General features: G+C 63.2%; 18 protein-coding genes. 4 read left to right on the top strand and 14 right to left on the bottom strand.

From position 1 onward, the window contains the following. Positions 1–22: 22 nt before the first annotated feature. Complete coding sequence (locus ABQM86_RS03205; RefSeq protein WP_369745908.1) at positions 23–145, top strand: cyclophilin-like fold protein; 123 nt, start codon at positions 23–25, stop codon at positions 143–145. Between the two features lie 127 nt (positions 146–272). Here ABQM86_RS03205 and ABQM86_RS03200 read toward each other — a convergent pair whose 3' ends face one another. Both ABQM86_RS03200 and ABQM86_RS03195 read right to left on the bottom strand, forming a co-directional pair. After that, a complete protein-coding gene (locus ABQM86_RS03200) occupies positions 273–1151 on the bottom strand; it encodes a helix-turn-helix transcriptional regulator (RefSeq protein WP_280626338.1) in 879 nt (292 codons plus the stop codon). A 59-nt stretch (positions 1152–1210) separates the two neighbouring features. After that, positions 1211–2080: a universal stress protein gene (locus tag ABQM86_RS03195; RefSeq protein ID WP_369745907.1), complete on the bottom strand. Its 870-nt coding sequence runs from the start codon at positions 2078–2080 to the stop codon at positions 1211–1213. Positions 2081–2186: 106 nt separating this feature from the next. Here ABQM86_RS03195 and ABQM86_RS03190 point away from each other — a divergent pair, with 106 nt between their 5' ends. After that, positions 2187–2849, top strand: a complete 663-nt coding sequence (locus ABQM86_RS03190; protein ID WP_369745906.1) for a TenA family protein — start codon at positions 2187–2189, stop codon at positions 2847–2849. On the opposite strand, the gene ABQM86_RS03185 is transcribed toward ABQM86_RS03190, so the two are convergent. From ABQM86_RS03185 to ABQM86_RS03145, 9 genes are all read right to left on the bottom strand, one after another. Then, positions 2846–3424 carry a dihydrofolate reductase family protein gene (locus tag ABQM86_RS03185; RefSeq protein WP_207596063.1) on the bottom strand — a complete coding sequence of 193 codons (579 nt, stop codon included), beginning with the start codon at positions 3422–3424 and terminating at the stop codon, positions 2846–2848. The genes ABQM86_RS03190 and ABQM86_RS03185 overlap by 4 nt on opposite strands. Positions 3425–3462: 38 nt before the next feature. Further along, a complete protein-coding gene (locus ABQM86_RS03180) occupies positions 3463–3603 on the bottom strand; it encodes a hypothetical protein (RefSeq protein ID WP_207596062.1) in 141 nt (46 codons plus the stop codon). A gap of 93 nt (positions 3604–3696) precedes the next feature. Then, entirely contained in the window at positions 3697–3990 is a 294-nt protein-coding gene (locus ABQM86_RS03175) for a DUF4190 domain-containing protein (protein WP_089593463.1), read from the bottom strand. A gap of 62 nt (positions 3991–4052) precedes the next feature. Further along, positions 4053–4832 (bottom strand): enoyl-CoA hydratase, encoded by a 780-nt coding sequence (locus tag ABQM86_RS03170; RefSeq protein WP_207596061.1) that lies wholly within the window; start codon positions 4830–4832, stop codon positions 4053–4055. Between the two features lie 52 nt (positions 4833–4884). Continuing rightward, positions 4885–5826 carry a 3-hydroxyisobutyrate dehydrogenase gene (gene mmsB / locus ABQM86_RS03165; RefSeq protein WP_369745905.1) on the bottom strand — a complete coding sequence of 314 codons (942 nt, stop codon included), beginning with the start codon at positions 5824–5826 and terminating at the stop codon, positions 4885–4887. Further along, positions 5823–6896, bottom strand: a complete 1074-nt coding sequence (locus ABQM86_RS03160) for an enoyl-CoA hydratase/isomerase family protein (RefSeq protein WP_369745904.1) — start codon at positions 6894–6896, stop codon at positions 5823–5825. Before ABQM86_RS03160 ends, mmsB begins: the two co-directional genes overlap by 4 nt. Next, the gene (locus ABQM86_RS03155) at positions 6896–8395 is read right to left on the bottom strand and encodes a CoA-acylating methylmalonate-semialdehyde dehydrogenase (RefSeq protein ID WP_369746620.1); all 1500 of its coding nucleotides are present in this window, start codon (positions 8393–8395) and stop codon (positions 6896–6898) included. The genes ABQM86_RS03160 and ABQM86_RS03155 overlap by 1 nt, the downstream gene beginning before the upstream one ends. A 161-nt stretch (positions 8396–8556) precedes the next feature. Continuing rightward, positions 8557–9948, bottom strand: coding sequence for a deoxyribodipyrimidine photo-lyase (locus ABQM86_RS03150; protein WP_207596058.1), 1392 nt, complete (start codon positions 9946–9948; stop codon positions 8557–8559). Positions 9949–10042: 94 nt separating this feature from the next. Next, entirely contained in the window at positions 10043–10384 is a 342-nt protein-coding gene (locus tag ABQM86_RS03145; RefSeq protein WP_207596057.1) for a hypothetical protein, read from the bottom strand. Positions 10385–10659: 275 nt separating this feature from the next. On the opposite strand from ABQM86_RS03145, the gene ABQM86_RS03140 reads away from it, so the two are divergent. Beyond that, the gene (locus ABQM86_RS03140) at positions 10660–12819 is read left to right on the top strand and encodes a glycogen debranching N-terminal domain-containing protein (RefSeq protein ID WP_369745903.1); all 2160 of its coding nucleotides are present in this window, start codon (positions 10660–10662) and stop codon (positions 12817–12819) included. Here the strand turns inward: ABQM86_RS03140 and ABQM86_RS03135 are convergent. Continuing rightward, complete coding sequence (locus tag ABQM86_RS03135; protein WP_207596055.1) at positions 12816–14231, bottom strand: ferredoxin reductase; 1416 nt, start codon at positions 14229–14231, stop codon at positions 12816–12818. The two genes, ABQM86_RS03140 and ABQM86_RS03135, sit on opposite strands and share 4 nt — an antisense overlap. Further along, entirely contained in the window at positions 14228–15529 is a 1302-nt protein-coding gene (locus ABQM86_RS03130; RefSeq protein ID WP_207596054.1) for an SRPBCC family protein, read from the bottom strand. The genes ABQM86_RS03135 and ABQM86_RS03130 overlap by 4 nt, the downstream gene beginning before the upstream one ends. A gap of 162 nt (positions 15530–15691) precedes the next feature. Here ABQM86_RS03130 and ABQM86_RS03125 point away from each other — a divergent pair, with 162 nt between their 5' ends. Continuing rightward, positions 15692–16624, top strand: coding sequence for a LysR family transcriptional regulator (locus ABQM86_RS03125; RefSeq protein ID WP_369745902.1), 933 nt, complete (start codon positions 15692–15694; stop codon positions 16622–16624). A gap of 23 nt (positions 16625–16647) precedes the next feature. Here ABQM86_RS03125 and ABQM86_RS03120 read toward each other — a convergent pair whose 3' ends face one another. Then, complete coding sequence (locus ABQM86_RS03120) at positions 16648–16872, bottom strand: hypothetical protein (RefSeq protein WP_337340800.1); 225 nt, start codon at positions 16870–16872, stop codon at positions 16648–16650. Positions 16873–16876: the final 4 nt, after the last annotated feature.

The following is a 16876-nucleotide window of genomic DNA, read 5'->3' as shown; positions in this document are numbered from 1 at the left end:
TGCAGCAGCACCGCTACAGGTCGTGACCATCGGTGAGGGAAGCCCGGCCATTCAGGACTTCCCGAGCGTGCTGCCACTGACCCTCACCATTGAAGAGTTCGCCGGCCGGGAACAGATCGCTGATCTCCTCGAGATTGGCCAATGACCGGGGGACACAGTGAACCTCAACACGCCAGCAACTGGGCCCCTCCCCCTAGGAGGAGAGTTGCGGCCATGCCGGCGGCGACATTTCCGGACTGGCTGGAAATCCACGCTAGCGGCCTGTAGACAGGTCAGAAACGGTCGTTTTTGAATGGAACGGCGTCTTCGCTGGCCGCCCACGATGCCAACAGCTGCAGACGCTCGGCCGACGGCGATCCGGGTTCTGCAGCGTAGATGGTCAGGGTCAATCCGGGTTCTGCGGCCATCTCCAGGCCCTCGAAGGCGAGCGTCATCTCGCCAACGATTGGGTGGTTGAACGTCTTGAACCCCGTGCCGTGATGGCGGACGTTGTGGGCGCCCCAGCGGGTGCGGAACTCCTCGCTGCGGGTGCTGAGTTCACCAATGAGATCGTGAAGCTCTTTGTTGTGCGGGTCGCGCCCAGCCTCTGTGCGCAGGATGGAAACGGTCACTTCCGCAAAGGCATCCCAGTCCGGGTAGAACTCGTGGGCACGATCATCCAGGAACGTAAACCGTGCGATGTTGGGTGCCTGGCCCGGCATGTCGTAACAGTCCTTGTAGAACGCCCGGGCCAACGGGTTCACGGCCAGCAGATCCATCCGGCCGTTCCGAACAAAGGCGGGACCTGCGGTGACAGCATCAAGCGCCCATTGCAGGCTCTGATGCGGCACGTAGGACTTGGCGCTGCGTCGCCTCGGCGGCCGCGCAACCGGACTGGCGGAGTGAGCGAGATCGAACAGATGGGCCCGTTCCGCGTCGTCCAAGCACAACGCCCGCGCCAGGCTTTCAAGCACTTGTGGCGATGCACCGCTGATGGCACCGCGCTCCAAACGGGTGTAATACTCAACGCTCAGTCCGGCAAGAGTGGCCACCTCACTGCGCCGCAATCCCTTGACCCGTCGATTCGAACCGGCCGGCAGCCCCACCTGCTCAGGGGTTACCTGGGCACGCCGGGAGATCAGGAATTCGCGTACTTCTGCCCGATTGTCCATACCTTCACCCTAGTTCCGGGCCGTCGCGCGAGGGAGTCCCTGAGAGAGCCTCCCCCGGCTTATGCAGGCTCGGCCTTCCGGCGGGACACCAACACGGGACTGTGGGCATGGTGAAGGACAGCGTGCGCCGTGGAACCAATGGTGCCCTTGATGACCCCGTGCCCTTTGGTCCCCACCACCGTCAGGCGTGCTCCTTGCGAAGCTTTGACCACAGCCCGAGAGAAGGAAGCATCCACCAGCAACTCTCCGGCCACCTCGATCCCGGGTGCTTTGTGGCGGGCCTGGCTCATGACGGAATCCAGGAGGGCTTCTGCGTCGGGATAGTCTTCAACGGGATCGCGCAACCGCCGGTACCCGGCAGGTTCGTGGAGCACATGCACGATCTTGAGGTCAGCCCCTGCTGCTTCAGCGAAATGGCACGCATCCTCAAGTGCTGTCGGTGATCCCGAGTCATCTACAGCCAGCAACACAAAGCCTTCAGGGTTGTCGTCCGCACGGATCACGGCCACTGGGCACTCTGCCGTTGCTGCCATCTCCAGGCTGACGGATCCCACCAGCAAACCCATGAACCCGCCCAGTCCCCGGCTTCCGAGCACCAACATCGCAGTGCCGGCCGAAACGTGGGCCAGGTGATCGCGGGGCATCCCGTGCAACAGGGTGGTGTGGACTTCCAGCTCGGGGACGGTCTCCTTGGCGAGAGCCGCACCTTCCTCCAGGACTTTCTGAGCGGCCCGTTCCAGACCGCTATCGGCAACCCCAGGAACGGGTCCCCTGTTGTGGGACAGCAGGACCCACAAGGAACAGTGCACTACGTGGAGGGAACAGTCCCGCAGGATCGCATGTTTAGCGGCCCACTGAACGGCACGGTGTGATTCTTCGGATCCGTCATAACCAACCACGATCGTCTTGGATGCACCCTCGTTCGTCATGGCCAGAGCCTACGCCGGCCCCGGGAACGGCACCATAGCGTCACGCCCACCGCCACAAGGCAGCACGCTGCTAGGCTCCGATGCTGACACTTCAGGAGGAAACACCGTGGGCTTTGCCGAAGAACTCAGGAACCAATCAGCCGGGGATTGGGACGCCGCCGTTAACCATCCATTCGTGGACCAACTGCTGGACGGGTCCCTTCCCGATGAGCAGCTGCGCCATTACCTGGTGCAGGATTACCAGTTCTGCGATGCCTTCACCGCTCTCTTGGGTCAAGCCGTAGCCTCGGCACCGTGGCTGCCTTCCCGACTGGTGTTCGCTGGTGTCCTCGGGGCCTTCGCATCCGACGAGAATACGTACTTCCAGGATTGCTTCAATGAACTGGACGTTCCGGAAACGGACAGGACAACACCAGCACTCGGGCCGGCCACACGCGATTTCGACGACCTGATGCGGAAGGCCCTCGCCACCCGCTCCTACCCGGAGGTCCTTGCTGTTCTGCTGGTTGCCGAATGGCTGTACGGAGATTGGGCCGCGCGCGCCGGAGACCCCACCCAGTGGCCCGCCGAACCCAAGCATGCCGAGTGGATCCGCCTCCACAACAACCCCGAGTACAACGCGTGGGTGACGTGGCTGCGCGACGAGTTCGACGCCGTCGAGCCTTCACTGCCTCAGGAGCGGAACCGCGTTGCTGCGGTCTTCGCGGAGGCAGTGCGGCTGGAGCGGGCGTTCTTCGACGCAACGCTGACCTCCGCCGCTGTCAGCTAGCCCTGCTTCCGGACGGTGTAACTGAGCTCCACCAAGCCTTGGTCGTAGCTGTTCACGTCCACGAGTTTCAGAAGGGCGGGGTCGTGTCCGGCGGGGAACACGCCCCTGCCGGCGCCCTGGCCTATCGGCATGACCACCAACCGGACCGCGTCCACCTCGCCTGCCGCGAAGAACGTCTGACCCAGGGACAAACTGCCCCATAGGACAATGTCCTTGGCGGACTCGCGCTTGATGCGGCGGATCGCCTCGATCGCGTCGCCGGATTCAACGTTCGACGGCGGGAAGTCGCCCCACGGGGCTTCCTTCAAGTGGCGCGAAAACACGTGGCGGCGCAGGCCATTCAGGGCTGGTGCGATGATCTCGCCCTCCGACGCGGGCGTCGGCCAGAACTCCACGAAGTATCTGTAGGTGTTGGCACCCAGAACCATGGCTTCCACGCTGCCAAGCCATTCGAGTTGGGCCCGGTCAAACTCGGCCGTTCCGCCTTCCAATAACTCGTAGGCCTTGAACTCGTTGTTGGTGTCGGCGGCGAAACCGTCGGCGGTCACAAAATCCTGCACGATCAGCTGTCCCATGACTCACTCCTCGACTGCGGGTGGTGGCCCGCAGGAGCCTACGCCGCGAAGTACGGGCGGACAACCCTTTGGCGGGTCTCCTGTTCATCGGAGCCACGGCAAGACTCCGGAGTTCCCGTCAGCTCGGTCCAGTGCCAGCTGTCAGGGCAGTCATCGTTGTCGCAAAATTGCCAGGTCATGGGGTCCCTCATTGTCGTCTGTTCGTGTGTCCATAGAAAGGACACGCGAGCAGCCGGAACGTGACGAGGGAAGGACCGTGAGCTGCGTCCTACTCAGCCTGCGGAGGTGAAGGCGAAGATCAGCGCCGAGCCCAGGGACAGGACTCCTATGCCGTAACCCACCACCAGAGCGGCAATGGCGAAGCCCCGTCCCCGTTCGCCGCGCTGCTGAATCTGGTTCAAGGCCACATGGCCTGCCCCAACGACGAAGACCGCGATGACGGCCATGCCCGCGAAAAACAGCCCGACGAGGGCAAGTACGGCCATGGCTGCGGCAACGAGGGCCTGCCGGTTGATCGGCTGGGTGGATGCTTCAGTGTGGTTAGCCTGAACGATCTCCGTTGACATGTTCTCTCCCCATTTGTAAGTGACCCGAGTCTATCCCCGACACTCCCGAAAACACGCGCAAATTACCGGTGTTTGAACTCCGGTTGGCGCTTCTCACTGAAGGCGGCCATGCCCTCCTTTTGGTCCTCGGTAGCGAAGAGCGAATGGAAAACTCTCCGTTCGAAGACAACCCCTTGGGACAGTCCCATCTCGAAGGCCGCGTTGACGGCTTCCTTTGCCACCATGGCGGCGGGCTTGGACTTGGACGCGATGACTTCTGCTGCCTTGACTGCTTCGTCGATGACCTCAGCGGCGGGAACCACCCTGGAGACCAAGCCGGACCGTTCGGCTTCGTCCGCATCCATGAACCGGCCCGTCAGGACCATGTCCATCGCTTTGGCCTTGCCCACGGCGCGGGTCAGCCGCTGAGAGCCGCCCATGCCCGGGATGACGCCCAGGTTGATCTCCGGCTGGCCAAACTTGGCGTTATCTCCGGCGATGATGAAATCGGCCATCATGGCCAGTTCGCAGCCACCACCCAAGGCAAAACCGGAAACCGCAGCTATGACTGGAATGCGCAGGCGGGTGAGGTCCTCCCACCGCCGGAACCAATCTGCCGCGTACATGTCCATGTAGCTGTTGGAAGACATTTCCTTGATGTCGGCCCCGGCTGCGAATGCCTTGGCGGATCCCGTGATCACCACGGCCCCCACTTCAGGGTCGGTATCCATGGCGGAAACTGCATCCACGAGCTCATTCATGAGTGCGGTGTTCAGCGCATTCAACGCCTCCGGCCGGTTCAGGGTCACCAGTCCAACCCGGCCCCGCCGTTCCACCACAATGTTCTGGTACTGCTCCGTCATGCTCTCCCTCTCCGCCAAGCCCAACAAATCACAACCACTCTGTTCCAACCTCTCACACGGACTTGTCCCGAATCTCCGTGATGATGCCGGAGAAGTCCCTGCCGGCGCCCTCGCCGGCAGCGAAGGCATCGTAGATTCGCGATGCCAACGGCCCCATCTCCGCCGCTACTCCTGTACTTTCCAACGCATTCAGTGCCAGGCGCAGGTCCTTGGCCATCAATGCTCCGGCGAAACCCGGCTGGTAGTCGCGGTTGGCGGGGCTGGTGGGTACCGGCCCCGGAACGGGGCAGTTGGTCGTGAGCGCCCAGCACTGCCCGGACGCGTTGGAGGCGACGTCGAACAACGCCTGATGCGTGAGGCCCAACTTCTCGCCCAACACGAAGGCCTCGGCAACAGCAATCATGGACACCCCCAGGATCATGTTGTTGCAGACCTTGGCGGCCTGCCCGGCACCGTGGTCCCCGCAGTGGACAATACGTTTGCCCATCAATTCCAGGATCGGCTGCACGGTCTCAAAATCCTCCGGAAGCGCACCCACCATGAACGTCAAGGTGCCCGCCTCGGCGCCCACCACGCCGCCTGAAACCGGGGCGTCAACGGACCGGTGACCCGCTGCCACGGCCAGCGCCGCGGCTTCCCGGGCTTCGTCCACATTGATGGTGGAGCAGTCCAGGAACAGGGTGTTCGGCTTCGCAACTGACAGCAGCCCCGGTCCTCCCACCCCACGGTAGGCATCCAGGACATGCTTGCCGCTGGGGAGCATGGTCAGCACCACGGCCGCTTCCGCTGCAGCCTCATGGGCGGAGGACGCCATGGGAATCCCGTGCGAGACAGCCGCTTCCACGGCCGCCGGAACGGGATCGTACCCAATAACGTCGTGTCCGGCCTTGATCAGGTTGGCCGCCATCGGCCCGCCCATGTGGCCGAGACCGAGGAAAGCGATGAGTCCCGTTTCCGGGCCTTGGATATCTGACATGGCTGCATTCTCTGTCATACCGTCTCCTTCGACTCGCTGCCCAGCCCGGCCAGACCCAGTTCCCGTTCGCCGAGCGGCTCAAAGTAGCCCTCGACGTCGGACGGCTGGACGTCAGCCAGGGCAGGCGGCTTCCATTGCGGATTCCTGTCCTTGTCCACTACCTGCGCGCGGATGCCCTCCCGGAAATCAGGACCGGCCAGGCAGCGAAGCCCCACGCGATACTCCTGATCCAAAGCCTCCTCCAGGGAAAGCCCCCGCACCCGTCGCAGCGATTCCAAGGCGACTTTCACCGATGTTGGAGACTTCGCCTCAATCGTGTCCGCCGCGGCAGCAGCTTCGGCCCCGGCAGAGCGCAGGCTCCGGACAATCTCTTCAGCGTCGTCATACACGTACGCGGCGTCGATCCATTCGCGCTGCGCCGCCAGTGCCGAGTCCGGCGCGGCTTGCGCGAAACGCCCGACGGCGGCTTCCGGCGTCGAGCCTTCCAGCGCTTCCGCCAGGGCCTGCAGGTTTTCGGACGGCACAAAGTGGTCCGCGAGTCCCAGGAACAACGCATCCGAGCCGGACAGGTGTGCTCCCGTCAGGGCCGCGTGGGTTCCCGCCTCCCCCGGCGAGCGCGACAGCAGTAGCGTTCCACCGACGTCGGGCACAAAACCGATGGTTGTTTCCGGCATGCCGGTACGCGTCCGTTCGGTGACCACGCGCACCGAGCCATGGGCCGAGATGCCAACGCCACCGCCCAAAACCAGCCCGTCCATGAACGCCACGTACGGTTTGGGATAGTCGGCAATCAACGAGTTCAGCCGGTACTCGTCCGCCCAGAACTCCGCAGTTTCGGTTCCACCGTGCAGCATGTCCTTGTAGATGGCCACAATGTCGCCGCCGGCACACAGCCCGCGGTCTCCCGCGCCGCGCACCAGAACGGTGGCAACGGCGTCGTCGTCGGCCCACTCCGTAAGCTGCCGGAACATGGCTTGCACCATTCCCGCATTCAGGGCGTTGACGGCTTTCGGACGGTTCAGGGTCACGATGCCCAGGTGGCCCCGACGCTCAAACAGAACTTCGTCTTCAGTCTCTGGAGTCCCCATCAGCTGCCCGCCGGCATGATGAAGCTGGCGCCTTGGCGGATGCCGGACGGCCAGCGCGACGTCACGGTCTTGGTCTTGGTGTAGAACCGGAACGCGTCGGCGCCGTGCTGGTTGAGATCGCCGAAGCCCGAGGCTTTCCAGCCGCCGAACGTGTAGTACGCAATCGGCACGGGAATCGGCACGTTGATGCCCACCATGCCCACCTCCACGCGGCTGGCGAAGTCGCGGGCGGAGTCGCCGTCGCGGGTGAAAATCGCGACGCCGTTGCCGAACTCGTGCTCGCTGCAGAGCCTGAGCGCTTCGTCGTAGTCAGCTGCGCGCAGCACGCTCAGGACAGGTCCGAAGATCTCTTCCTTGTAGATCTTCATGTCCTTGGTGACGTTGTCGAAGAGGGTGGGGCCAACCCAGAAGCCGCCGTCGTAGCCGTCCACGGTGAGTCCGCGGCCGTCGGTGACCAAGGTTGCTCCTTCGTCCACCCCGGACTGGATGTAGCCCTCAATGCGTTCCTTGGCAGAGGCTGCCACGACCGGCCCGAAGTCCGAGTCCTTGTCCAGGCTGTGGCCAACCCTCAGGTCCTTGACGCGCTGGGTCAGCTTGGCCACCAGGGCATCGGCAGTTTCTTGTCCCACCGGCACGGCTACGGAGATGGCCATGCAACGTTCACCCGCGGAACCGTACCCGGCACCAATCAGTGCGTCGGCTGCCATGTCCAGATCGGCGTCGGGCATGATCACCATGTGGTTCTTTGCCCCGCCGAAGCACTGTGCACGCTTGCCGTGCGCAGCTGCCGTGGCGTAGATGTACTGTGCGATGGGAGTTGAGCCCACAAAGCCGATGGCTTTCACGCGCGGATCTTCGAGCAGTGCGTCCACGGCTTCCTTGTCACCGTTGATGACGTTGAAGACGCCGTTGGGAACCCCGGCTTCGCTGTACAGCTCGGCCAGGCGAAGCGGAACCGACGGGTCCCGTTCCGAGGGCTTGAGGATGAAGGCGTTCCCGGCTGCGAGCGCCGGGCCGGACTTCCACAGCGGAATCATGGCCGGGAAGTTGAAGGGCGTGATGCCCGCGACCACACCGAGGGGCTGGCGGAGCGAGTGGACGTCGATCCCCTGTCCGGCGTTGTCCGAGAACTCGCCCTTAAGGAGGTGCGGTGCGCCGGCGGAGAACTCCACCACCTCGATGCCGCGCTGGATGTCGCCCTTGGCGTCCGCGAACGTCTTGCCATGCTCGGAGGACAGGAGCGTGGCGAGTTCGTCCATGTTCTCGTTGACCAGGTCCACGAACTTGAGCAGGATGCGTCCCCGGCGCTGCGGGTTCATGGCCGCCCATTCGAGCTGGCCCTTTTCGGCATTTGCGACGGCGTTGCGGACCTCGTCGGCGCTGGCCAGCGGAAGCCGGGCCTGGACTTCGCCCGTGCAGGGATCGTAGACATCGCTGAACCGGCCGGACGTGCCGTCGATCCTCTGGCCGTCTACGTAGTGTGAAAGCTCGCGCACCATGGTGGAATGCTCCTTTGCATCGTGAATGACTGCCGTGCCGCCGGGTGCTGGGACCACTGCGGGGAACACGTGACCAACTGTGATCCAGGTCATCTCTAAACCCGAATATACTCGGACTTCCTACTAATTTCCAGAGGGTTGTTTTGAGGGCGGATGGCTTCCTAGTGGACTTCCTTCATCCCCTTGTACGCTTCGAGTGCTTCCGCCCGGGTGGTTTTGAGGTCCACAATTTCCCCGGGGTATTCGGGCGTTCCGAATTCGGGGATCCAGTGGGCGATGTACTTCCCTTGGGGATCGAACTTAACCCGCTGGGCCTCAGGGTTGAAGATCCTGAAGAAGGGCGAGGCGTCTGCTCCGGAGCCGGCCACCCACTGCCAGTTGGCGGGATTCGACGCCGGATCTGCATCCACCAGGGTGTCCCAGAACCACTGCTCACCGAGCTGCCAATGGATACCCAGGTTCTTCACCAGGAAGCTGGCGGCCACCATGCGTACGCGGTTGTGCATCCAGCCGGTGTGCCATAACTGGCGTTGCCCGGCGTCCACCATGGGGAAACCTGTGCGGCCCTGCTGCCAGGCCCGGAACTCCTCCGGCGCACTGTCGTGGCCGGGATTTTTACCGTTCCCTCCGCTGCTGCCGGGCCACGCCCACGGGAAGCGATCAAACTCGGAGCGGAGGTTCGCGGTGGCGAGCTCCGGGTTGTGGAAATACTGGTGCCAGCAGAATTCACGCCACCCCAGCTCAGAAGCAAAGATCGAGGCGCTTTCGGACCGCTTGGAACCCAGGGCATGCCACACCTCAAACGGGCTCAGCTCACCCCACCGCAGGTAAGGCGACAGGCAGCTGCTCCCATCGGTATCCGGACGGTTCCGGCCCTCGCTGTAGTTAGAGAGCCCCTTCTCCACGAACGCAGCGAGACGCTGGTGGCCGGCAGCCGCTCCAGGCGTCCACATCCCGGCCAATCCCCCGGACCAGTCCGGATGGGTGGGCAGGAGATGCCAGGAGTCCAGCTTTTCATCGGCCGGCAGCTTGCCCGTGTAACCATGCCCCTTCGCGGGCACGGCCAACGGCTCGCGGAATTCCTGTGCGGACACCGTCCGCCAGAAAGGTGTGAAGACCTTGTATTGTCCACCCGTTTTGGTGGTCACGTTCCATGGCTCATGAAGCAGGGAAGCCTGAAAACTGGCTACGTGGAGCCCGGCCCCGCCCGCCCAGGTCTTGAGTCCGGCGTCGACCGTTCGCTCAGCCGCACCGTACCGGCGGTTCCAGTAGAGCGCGCCCGCACCAACCGCCGTCGCGGTTTCCTGCACTGCCTCCGCGGCGGGTCCGCGGCGGAGCAGCAGCGGTATGCCGAGTTTGTCCAGTTCTTCACGCAGCGCTGTCAGCGAATGGTGGAGCCACCACCGTGCGGCGCCGCCATGGGCGCGGATTCCCGGCGATTCTTCGTCGAGGACGAACAGGGCCACGGCTTCGCCGTCGTCAACGGCGGCCCGCAAGGCCGGATTGTCGGCGACCCTCAGGTCGTCCCGGAACCACACGATGGACGGTTTCATCAATTCCTTTCAGCGCACACCCCGGAAACAGGAACAGCCCATGCCCCCTCATGAAATCCTAGGGGCACGGGCTGGACGCAGGCTGTTGATTAAATCAGGCGATGGACGGAACAGCTTCCTCGGAGAAGTCGGAAAGAACCGGGCTGTTGGTTTCGGACTCGCTCCACAAAGGAACACTGTTCATGACGTAGTCCCTTGCGGCCGCACCCACCATGCTCATTCCGGGATAGATTCTGCGGCCGTTTTCCTTGATGGGCCTGAGACCTTCAAGGCCAAGGGCTGTCTTAAAAGCGGAGTCGGGAATGGGGATTTTACGTCCAAGAACACACCAGCTGATGTACAGGCCATAGAAAGTATCAAAATCCAAGCCGTTCTCAGTGTCGTCCTCAAACACCACGCAATCTCGGATAAAGCTGCTGATTTGGGTGTCGGTCATTACGGGGCCTCCGGCGTCGGAAGAAAAGCGGGCCGCCGGGCTGCATCAGCGAATGTCCTGTTCCCATTATAGACCCCTTATACCGCGGAGTAGCTGGAATACAGGTTAACTCTGGGTTGCGGACACGAATTTCCCCCACTCCGGACCGAGGCCCCGGACGGCTCTGGTGCCGGCACCCTCTCCAGCGTAGCGTCGACTATATCCACGCAAACGGCCGGTCCCCACAGCAGTCGCCGGCCACAGCAGCCGGAACAGCCAGTGGCAAGGAGCACCAAGTGGTTGGTTGGAATGCTGACACCGCGGCCGGGCCTTTGGGGTCGGGCACGGTCACTTTGGTGGAAGGTTCGTCCTTCTGTATTTCCTCCTCCAACGGAGACATCCATCCCGACCTGCCCCACGGCGTCTTCCATCTGGATACCCGCATTCTTTCGCGGTGGGAACTGACCATCAACGGCCAGGTGGTGGAGCCTTTGGCCGCCGAAATCCGGGAACCCTACCGCGCACTGTTCGCAGGCCGGGTTCCCCGCTCCGATGGCTATGCGGACAGCCCCCTTCTGGTGGAGAGACTCAGGGAAGTCGGGACGGGCATCTTTGAGGAAATCACAGTCCGCAACTACTCCAAGCACCCTGTGGAGTGCCAAATTCTCCTGACCGCCGAGTCGGATTTTGCGGACCTTTTTGAAGTGAAGGAAGCCCGCATCACCCGCGAATGGAAGGAAACCCGCGTCCCGGAGGGTGATTCCCTGGTGATCCGTGGAAAGTGGGAGGGAATCCGCAAGGGCGTGGTGATCCGGGCTGAGGGCGCCGGCGCAGGAGCCCGGGCATTGGGCTTCACGGCTAAGATTCCGTCCTCGGGGAGCTGGAGCACCCGCGTGAGTGTTGTTCCCGCCGGGGATGGCACAGGAATGCCGTTCGCCCACCCGTCCCGCGGCGACATGTCCCCCAGCGATCGCCGTCGGCAGGAATGGGTAGCCAAGATTCCCCGTCTGCAGGTGGGAAACCGTTCCATACAACGCACTCTCAGCCGCAGTTACGAAGACTTGGGGGCGCTGCGGATCCAGGACCCGGACCATCCGGACAGGGTGGTCGTGGCCGCCGGAGCACCGTGGTTCATGACGTTGTTCGGCCGGGACTCACTGTGGGCATCCGAGATGGCGTTGCCGGTTGACCCGTCGCTGGCGTTGGGGACCCTCCGTACCCTCGCTGACCGGCAAGGAAGGGTGGTGGACCCTGCCAGCGAGGAGGAGCCGGGGAAGATCCTGCATGAAGTCCGGCTCGATGTTTCCAGCAGCCTGGCCTTGGGCGGCAAGTCCGCGTACTACGGGAGCGTGGACGCCACTCCCCTTTTTGTGATTGTCCTGGGCTCCGTCAGCCGGTGGGGCTTCGCCAAAGACGTCATTTCGGAGCTGCTCCCCAACGCGGACCGTGCGCTTGACTGGATCAGGGACTACGGCGACCGCGATGGCGACGGTTTCGTGGAGTACGGGCGGCCCAACCAGCACGGGCTCATCAACCAGGGGTGGAAGGATTCCTGGGACGGCATCAACTTTGCCGATGGCACCATTGCTGAGCCACCGTTGGCGCTGTGCGAAGTCCAGGCGTACGTGCATGGCGCCTATATGGCGCGCGCCTGGATGGCGTACGACGACGGCGACCTCACCTTGGCGGCCGAACTCCGGGAACGCGCGGACCGCCTGAAAAAGAAGTTCAACGAAGAGTTCTGGCTCCCGGACAAGGGCTACTACGCGGTGGCATTGGATAAGGACAAACGGCCAGTGGACGCGTGTGCTTCGAACATGGGGCACTGCCTGTGGTTTGGCCTGGTGGATGAAGACAAGGCACCGCTGGTGGTGGAACGGTTGATGTCTCCGGAGATGTTCAGCGGATGGGGCGTCCGGACCCTGGCCTCGGACATGGGCGCCTACAACCCGGCCAGCTACCACAACGGGTCAGTGTGGCCGCACGACAATGCGCTGATAGCGGCAGGGCTGCTCCGCTACGGATTCGTGGAGGAAGCCCAGCGTATTGCCACTGCGCTTCTTGACGCTGCGGAGTCCTCGGGCGGAAGACTGCCGGAACTCTTCTGCGGCTTTCCCCGCGAACAGTTCAGGGAACCGGTACCTTACCCAACGGCGTGTTCCCCACAAGCCTGGGCCGCCACCACTCCCATCCAGTTGATCACCGGACTCATGCGGTACGACGCCCACATCTCCCTGGGAGGGCTCTGGCTGGACCCGGTCCTGCCGGCGTCCTTTGGCGACCTGCACATCAGCAACGCCCCCATGGGAAGCGGACGCATCACCATTGACATCGATGGCTCGTCGGCGCAGGTGGAGGGACTTCCCGAGGGCATGACCCTCCACCGCGCACAACGGCCGTGGATCACGGAGCTGGTGGAACGGGCGGAGCTTCGGCGGGCTGAACCCCTTAGCTAGGCATCGATCACCATGTCAGTGCGTGCCGTGGAGCAGCACGGCAGGAACTTGCCGGCGTCGATTTCCCGTGCCCGGATCCCGCCCTGATGGTTCATCTCGACCTCACCGGAAAGCTTGACGATCTTGCACGAGCCGCACATGCCTTCCTTGCAGTTGGCGCCGATCCTGACGCCGGCACGCTGGGCGGGGCCAAGAATGTGCTCGCTGGGGTCGACGCGTACATTAATGCCCGTGCGCATGAAGGACAGGGTGAGGCTGCCCGTTCCCACCGTGTCAAAGCTCGAGGCATCAGGAGTAACAGGCTCCTGCTCCACGTCCGCACCGCCGTCGGAGGCATCCGATCCGGACCCGTCCGGATCGGAAGTTTCCAGCGGCAGGCCCGTGGCCTTCAACGTTCCTCCTGCGTCGTAGCCGGGCTCGTAGAGTCCGAACGCCGTGGGCTGGCTTTCGTAGTAGTCCTCGGCGGAATCGGCGATCTCCTCCGCGATTTCCTCCGCAATATCGGCCGCCAGGGCGAGTTCCGCCTGATATTCGAGGATGGTCTGGCGGTCTCCGGTGAAGAATTCCATGTGGATGGAGGTGTCGTCGACGCCTACCTTCCCCAGGAGTTCGGTGGCCGTGTTCAGGTACCCTTCGGGGCCGCAGGCATAGACCTGCCGGCCGTTGGCATCGGGAGCCACCTGGTCCAGCATGGCCGCCGTCAGCCTTCCGCTGAGCCCTTCCCAGTCGTCGGGTTTGCCGCGATCGCCCAGGGAGTAGAAGACCTTGATGCGCGAGTCCACGGAGGCGATGTAGGCGAGCTCCTTGTTGAAGGCAAAGCCCTCGGCCGCCGCTCCGTGGTAGAGCACCACGACGTCGGCCTCCCCCGGCAGCGAGTGAATGGTCCGCACCATCGACATGATGGGCGTGATCCCCGCCCCAGCGGCCAAGAGCAGGTAGCGTGCCCGCCGGTCGGCGTCCGGCAAGTGGAACGCCCCCACCGGACCAAGCATCTCCAAAACAGTCCCTGGTTTGATGTTCTCGTGCACCCACGGTGAGACCAAGCCCGTGGGATCGCGCTTGACCGTGATGTCGAAGGTCCACGGTTTGGTGGGCGCGCTGGACAGAGAGTAGCTGCGGTCCGCCGGATCCTGGTCCTCGCCGTTCACGGGGAAGGCGACGTTCACGTACTGTCCAGCACGGAAAGCCAGGGGCGCACCGTCGGAGCGACGGAACACGAAGGTCATCATGCCGCCCACTTCGGGAACAATCTCAACGCATTCGGCCATGAACTCCTGCGGATGCCACGGGCCCAAAGCGCGGGCCGCGCTGGCCGGCCCCTCGGTGCTGCCCATCACCCTGTTCCACGGCATCTCAAGGCCGCGGATGCGATGTGGTTCCTGGACTACCGTCTCAGTGAGGAGTTCGGTCATGCCAAGTGCTCCTGGACACGCTGTACGTACCAGTTGATGAAGGCCTCCACCTGGTATTCGCTCTTCATGTAGGGGCCGGGCTCGTAGGCGGGGCTGCCGGCGCCCGTCTGGCACAACTCCACGAACGCCTTGTCCTGCAGGTTGGTCTGCTTCCAGGTGTAGGTGAGCTTTTCCAGGTCGTAGTCCACGCCTTCCACGGCGTCATCGGCCACCAGCCAGGTGGTGCGGACCAGTGACTGGTGTTCGTTGATGGGGAAGACACCGAAGGTGATGACGTGGTCGCTCTGGAAGTGGAACCAGCTGTTGGGCTGCAGGTGCATCGAGCAGCGGCCCAAACGGAAGTCCCGCAAGTCACCGAGCAGCTTCTTGGAAAGCCGGCGGCCATCGGGCGAGAATGACTCGCCCTCGCCGTCGAGCGATTCGCGTGAGATGCGGATTCCCGCAATGCGGGTATCGAGCTCCTCCACCACCTCGTAGGGAAGGCCGTAGCGGCGGCAACGCTCCTCCAGCGAGGCTTGTGCTTCCTTGTTACGGTCCCATACTTCTTCAAGGTGGGCCGGGATCAAGCCCTCCGTCAGGCCCCAGGTGGGGAAGAGGGAACAGGCCAGCTCAGGGTGGCCATCGCAGTGGTAGCACTCACGGTTGTTCTCCATGACGAGCTTCCAGTTGCCCTCTTCAACGATGTTCTGCTGGTAGGCAATCTTGGTCTTGGAGAGATCGTGGGGAGCAAGGTACGGTTCGAAGATTTTGGAAGTTTCGTCAAAATCTGCCGGCGGCTCGTCTGCGATGCAGACGAAGATGAGTCCGGCAACCACGCGGCTGTGAGCGCGCTTGAGGCCGAAGCAGCCCTTGTCGAACTTGGTCTCGCCCGGCGCCGAGGCGTGGATCAGGTTGCCCTCCGGGGAGTACGTCCAGGAGTGGTAGCCGCAGACCAGGTTTCCGGTTGACCCGGCGGGCTCGGTCAGGACACGGGCACCGCGGTGGCGGCAGACGTTGTGCAGGACGTTCACGCCACCGTCGTCATTGCGCAGCACGATCAGGGAGTAGGGACCATAGTCGACGGTGACGTAGTCGCCCGGCTCCGGCAATTCGGCGATGCTGCCGGCAAAGATCCAGTGCTGGCCAAAAATGGCTTCCATATCGATCTTGAAGATCGTGGCGTCGGTGTAGAACGGCGCATCGAGGGAATATCCCTTGCGCCGGAACTCGAACAAACCGCTGATCTCCGCCAGCTGCTCTGCAGGCAAGGATGAAGCGAGTTTTCCGCGTGAGTTGAGGGGCACGACTGGAGCAGACATATGTTTTCCTCCCGGGAGGCATGGGTCAGAGTGTGTTTCGTGGGGAGCACTGCTGCGTTGGGTGCGAGCGGCGTTGTCGAAAACCTTATAGTCATGAGATTAGGGATCATTGAAGCGCAACAAAAGCGCAAGATTCAGAAGATAACCGTGCACAATAGGTGCATGATCGATGCGAGGCTCATCACACTCAGGGTGTTTGCCCGCTGCGGCACCATTGGCGCCACAGCGGAGCTCACCGGTTACTCCCCGTCTGCCGTCTCCGCGCAGCTGCGGGAGCTCCAGCGCATGCTGGGAATGCAGCTGCTGACCAAGGATGGACGGGGCGTGCGACTGACCGCCACCGGCCGCTTTCTTGTGACTGGATCGGACACCCTCATTGCCGAATGGGAGAGCCTGCGAGCAGCAGCCATGGAGGCCGGCGACCAGGTGCAGTCACATTTCGGGCTGGGCGGATTCTCGACGGCTGCCGCGCAGTTGCTGGCGCCCTTGGCGGCCACCTTGCGCTCCACTCGCCCCTTGCTGGAGGTCCAAGTACTCGAGGCCAACCCGGCCCGCTGCTTCGACTTATTGGTGGCAGAACGAATCGATCTCGCGGTCATCGTCGCCATGCAGTCCGAAACCTACGGCGAGGACGATCCCCGGTTCGAACAGACCGTGCTGCTGGACGATCCCCTGGACGTGATCATTCCCGCTGATCATCCATTGGCACAGCGGGAAACAGTGACGCTCGAAGAGCTTGCCTCGGAACCCTGGATCACCGAAGCCGCCGGCTCCACCTACCACTCCCTCTTCACGGCAGCATTCACGGCGGTGGGGCTGACACCTCGGATTGCGCATGAGGCCGTTGAGTGGGAAACCCAAATAGCGTTCGTGGGAGCGGGGCTGGGCGTGGGCCTGCTGCCGCGACTGGCCCCCCTGCACAATACGGAGAACGTGGTTCGGCTGCGTATCACCGGCAAGGGTAAACCCACCCGCCGCATTATCGCTGCGGTGCGCAGGGGCAGTATCGCCTCACCACTCATCCAGGAGTCGCTCGGCATTCTTCAGGAGAGCGCTCATCGGATCCTCACGGCCCGCCCCGAGGACGACCGCTGACTTCCGCACCGGGCAGTGGCAGTTCAGGCCCAGACCTGGTAACCCGTGGATTTATCGAACAGCTTCCGGGTGGAGAGTCCCTCTGCCGCAATCCAGAGCACCGAATCATCATCGGCGGCTTGCTCCACCAGACCGGTGAGGACGTGATGGCCCGAAAGCCAAACCTCCACCGTGTGGCCGATCAGCTGGGACCAATCCATGCGGAGGCCACGGCCGTGAACGGTCTTGACCAGAGCAAGGTCCGTCATGGCC

The sequence above is a fragment of the Paenarthrobacter sp. AMU7 genome, assembly GCF_041200195.1.
Taxonomy (GTDB): Bacteria; Actinomycetota; Actinomycetes; order Actinomycetales; family Micrococcaceae; genus Arthrobacter.
This window is presented reverse-complemented; position numbering and strand designations above follow the sequence as displayed.

What these genes read in the sequence shown, in the direction of transcription:
- ABQM86_RS03200 (WP_280626338.1), bottom strand. Translation starts at nt 1,151, where the DNA reads ATGGACAATCGGGCAGAAGTACGCGAATTCCTGATCTCCCGGCGTGCC.
- ABQM86_RS03195 (WP_369745907.1), bottom strand. Translation starts at nt 2,080, where the DNA reads ATGACGAACGAGGGTGCATCCAAGACGATCGTGGTTGGTTATGACGGA.
- ABQM86_RS03185 (WP_207596063.1), bottom strand. Translation starts at nt 3,424, where the DNA reads ATGGGACAGCTGATCGTGCAGGATTTTGTGACCGCCGACGGTTTCGCC.
- ABQM86_RS03180 (WP_207596062.1), bottom strand. Translation starts at nt 3,603, where the DNA reads ATGACCTGGCAATTTTGCGACAACGATGACTGCCCTGACAGCTGGCAC.
- ABQM86_RS03175 (WP_089593463.1), bottom strand. Translation starts at nt 3,990, where the DNA reads ATGTCAACGGAGATCGTTCAGGCTAACCACACTGAAGCATCCACCCAG.
- ABQM86_RS03170 (WP_207596061.1), bottom strand. Translation starts at nt 4,832, where the DNA reads ATGACGGAGCAGTACCAGAACATTGTGGTGGAACGGCGGGGCCGGGTT.
- mmsB (WP_369745905.1), bottom strand. Translation starts at nt 5,826, where the DNA reads ATGACAGAGAATGCAGCCATGTCAGATATCCAAGGCCCGGAAACGGGA.
- ABQM86_RS03160 (WP_369745904.1), bottom strand. Translation starts at nt 6,896, where the DNA reads ATGGGGACTCCAGAGACTGAAGACGAAGTTCTGTTTGAGCGTCGGGGC.
- ABQM86_RS03155 (WP_369746620.1), bottom strand. Translation starts at nt 8,395, where the DNA reads ATGGTGCGCGAGCTTTCACACTACGTAGACGGCCAGAGGATCGACGGC.
- ABQM86_RS03150 (WP_207596058.1), bottom strand. Translation starts at nt 9,948, where the DNA reads ATGAAACCGTCCATCGTGTGGTTCCGGGACGACCTGAGGGTCGCCGAC.
- ABQM86_RS03145 (WP_207596057.1), bottom strand. Translation starts at nt 10,384, where the DNA reads ATGACCGACACCCAAATCAGCAGCTTTATCCGAGATTGCGTGGTGTTT.
- ABQM86_RS03135 (WP_207596055.1), bottom strand. Translation starts at nt 14,231, where the DNA reads ATGACCGAACTCCTCACTGAGACGGTAGTCCAGGAACCACATCGCATC.
- ABQM86_RS03130 (WP_207596054.1), bottom strand. Translation starts at nt 15,529, where the DNA reads ATGTCTGCTCCAGTCGTGCCCCTCAACTCACGCGGAAAACTCGCTTCA.
- ABQM86_RS03125 (WP_369745902.1), top strand. Translation starts at nt 15,692, where the DNA reads ATGATCGATGCGAGGCTCATCACACTCAGGGTGTTTGCCCGCTGCGGC.
- ABQM86_RS03120 (WP_337340800.1), bottom strand. Translation starts at nt 16,872, where the DNA reads ATGACGGACCTTGCTCTGGTCAAGACCGTTCACGGCCGTGGCCTCCGC.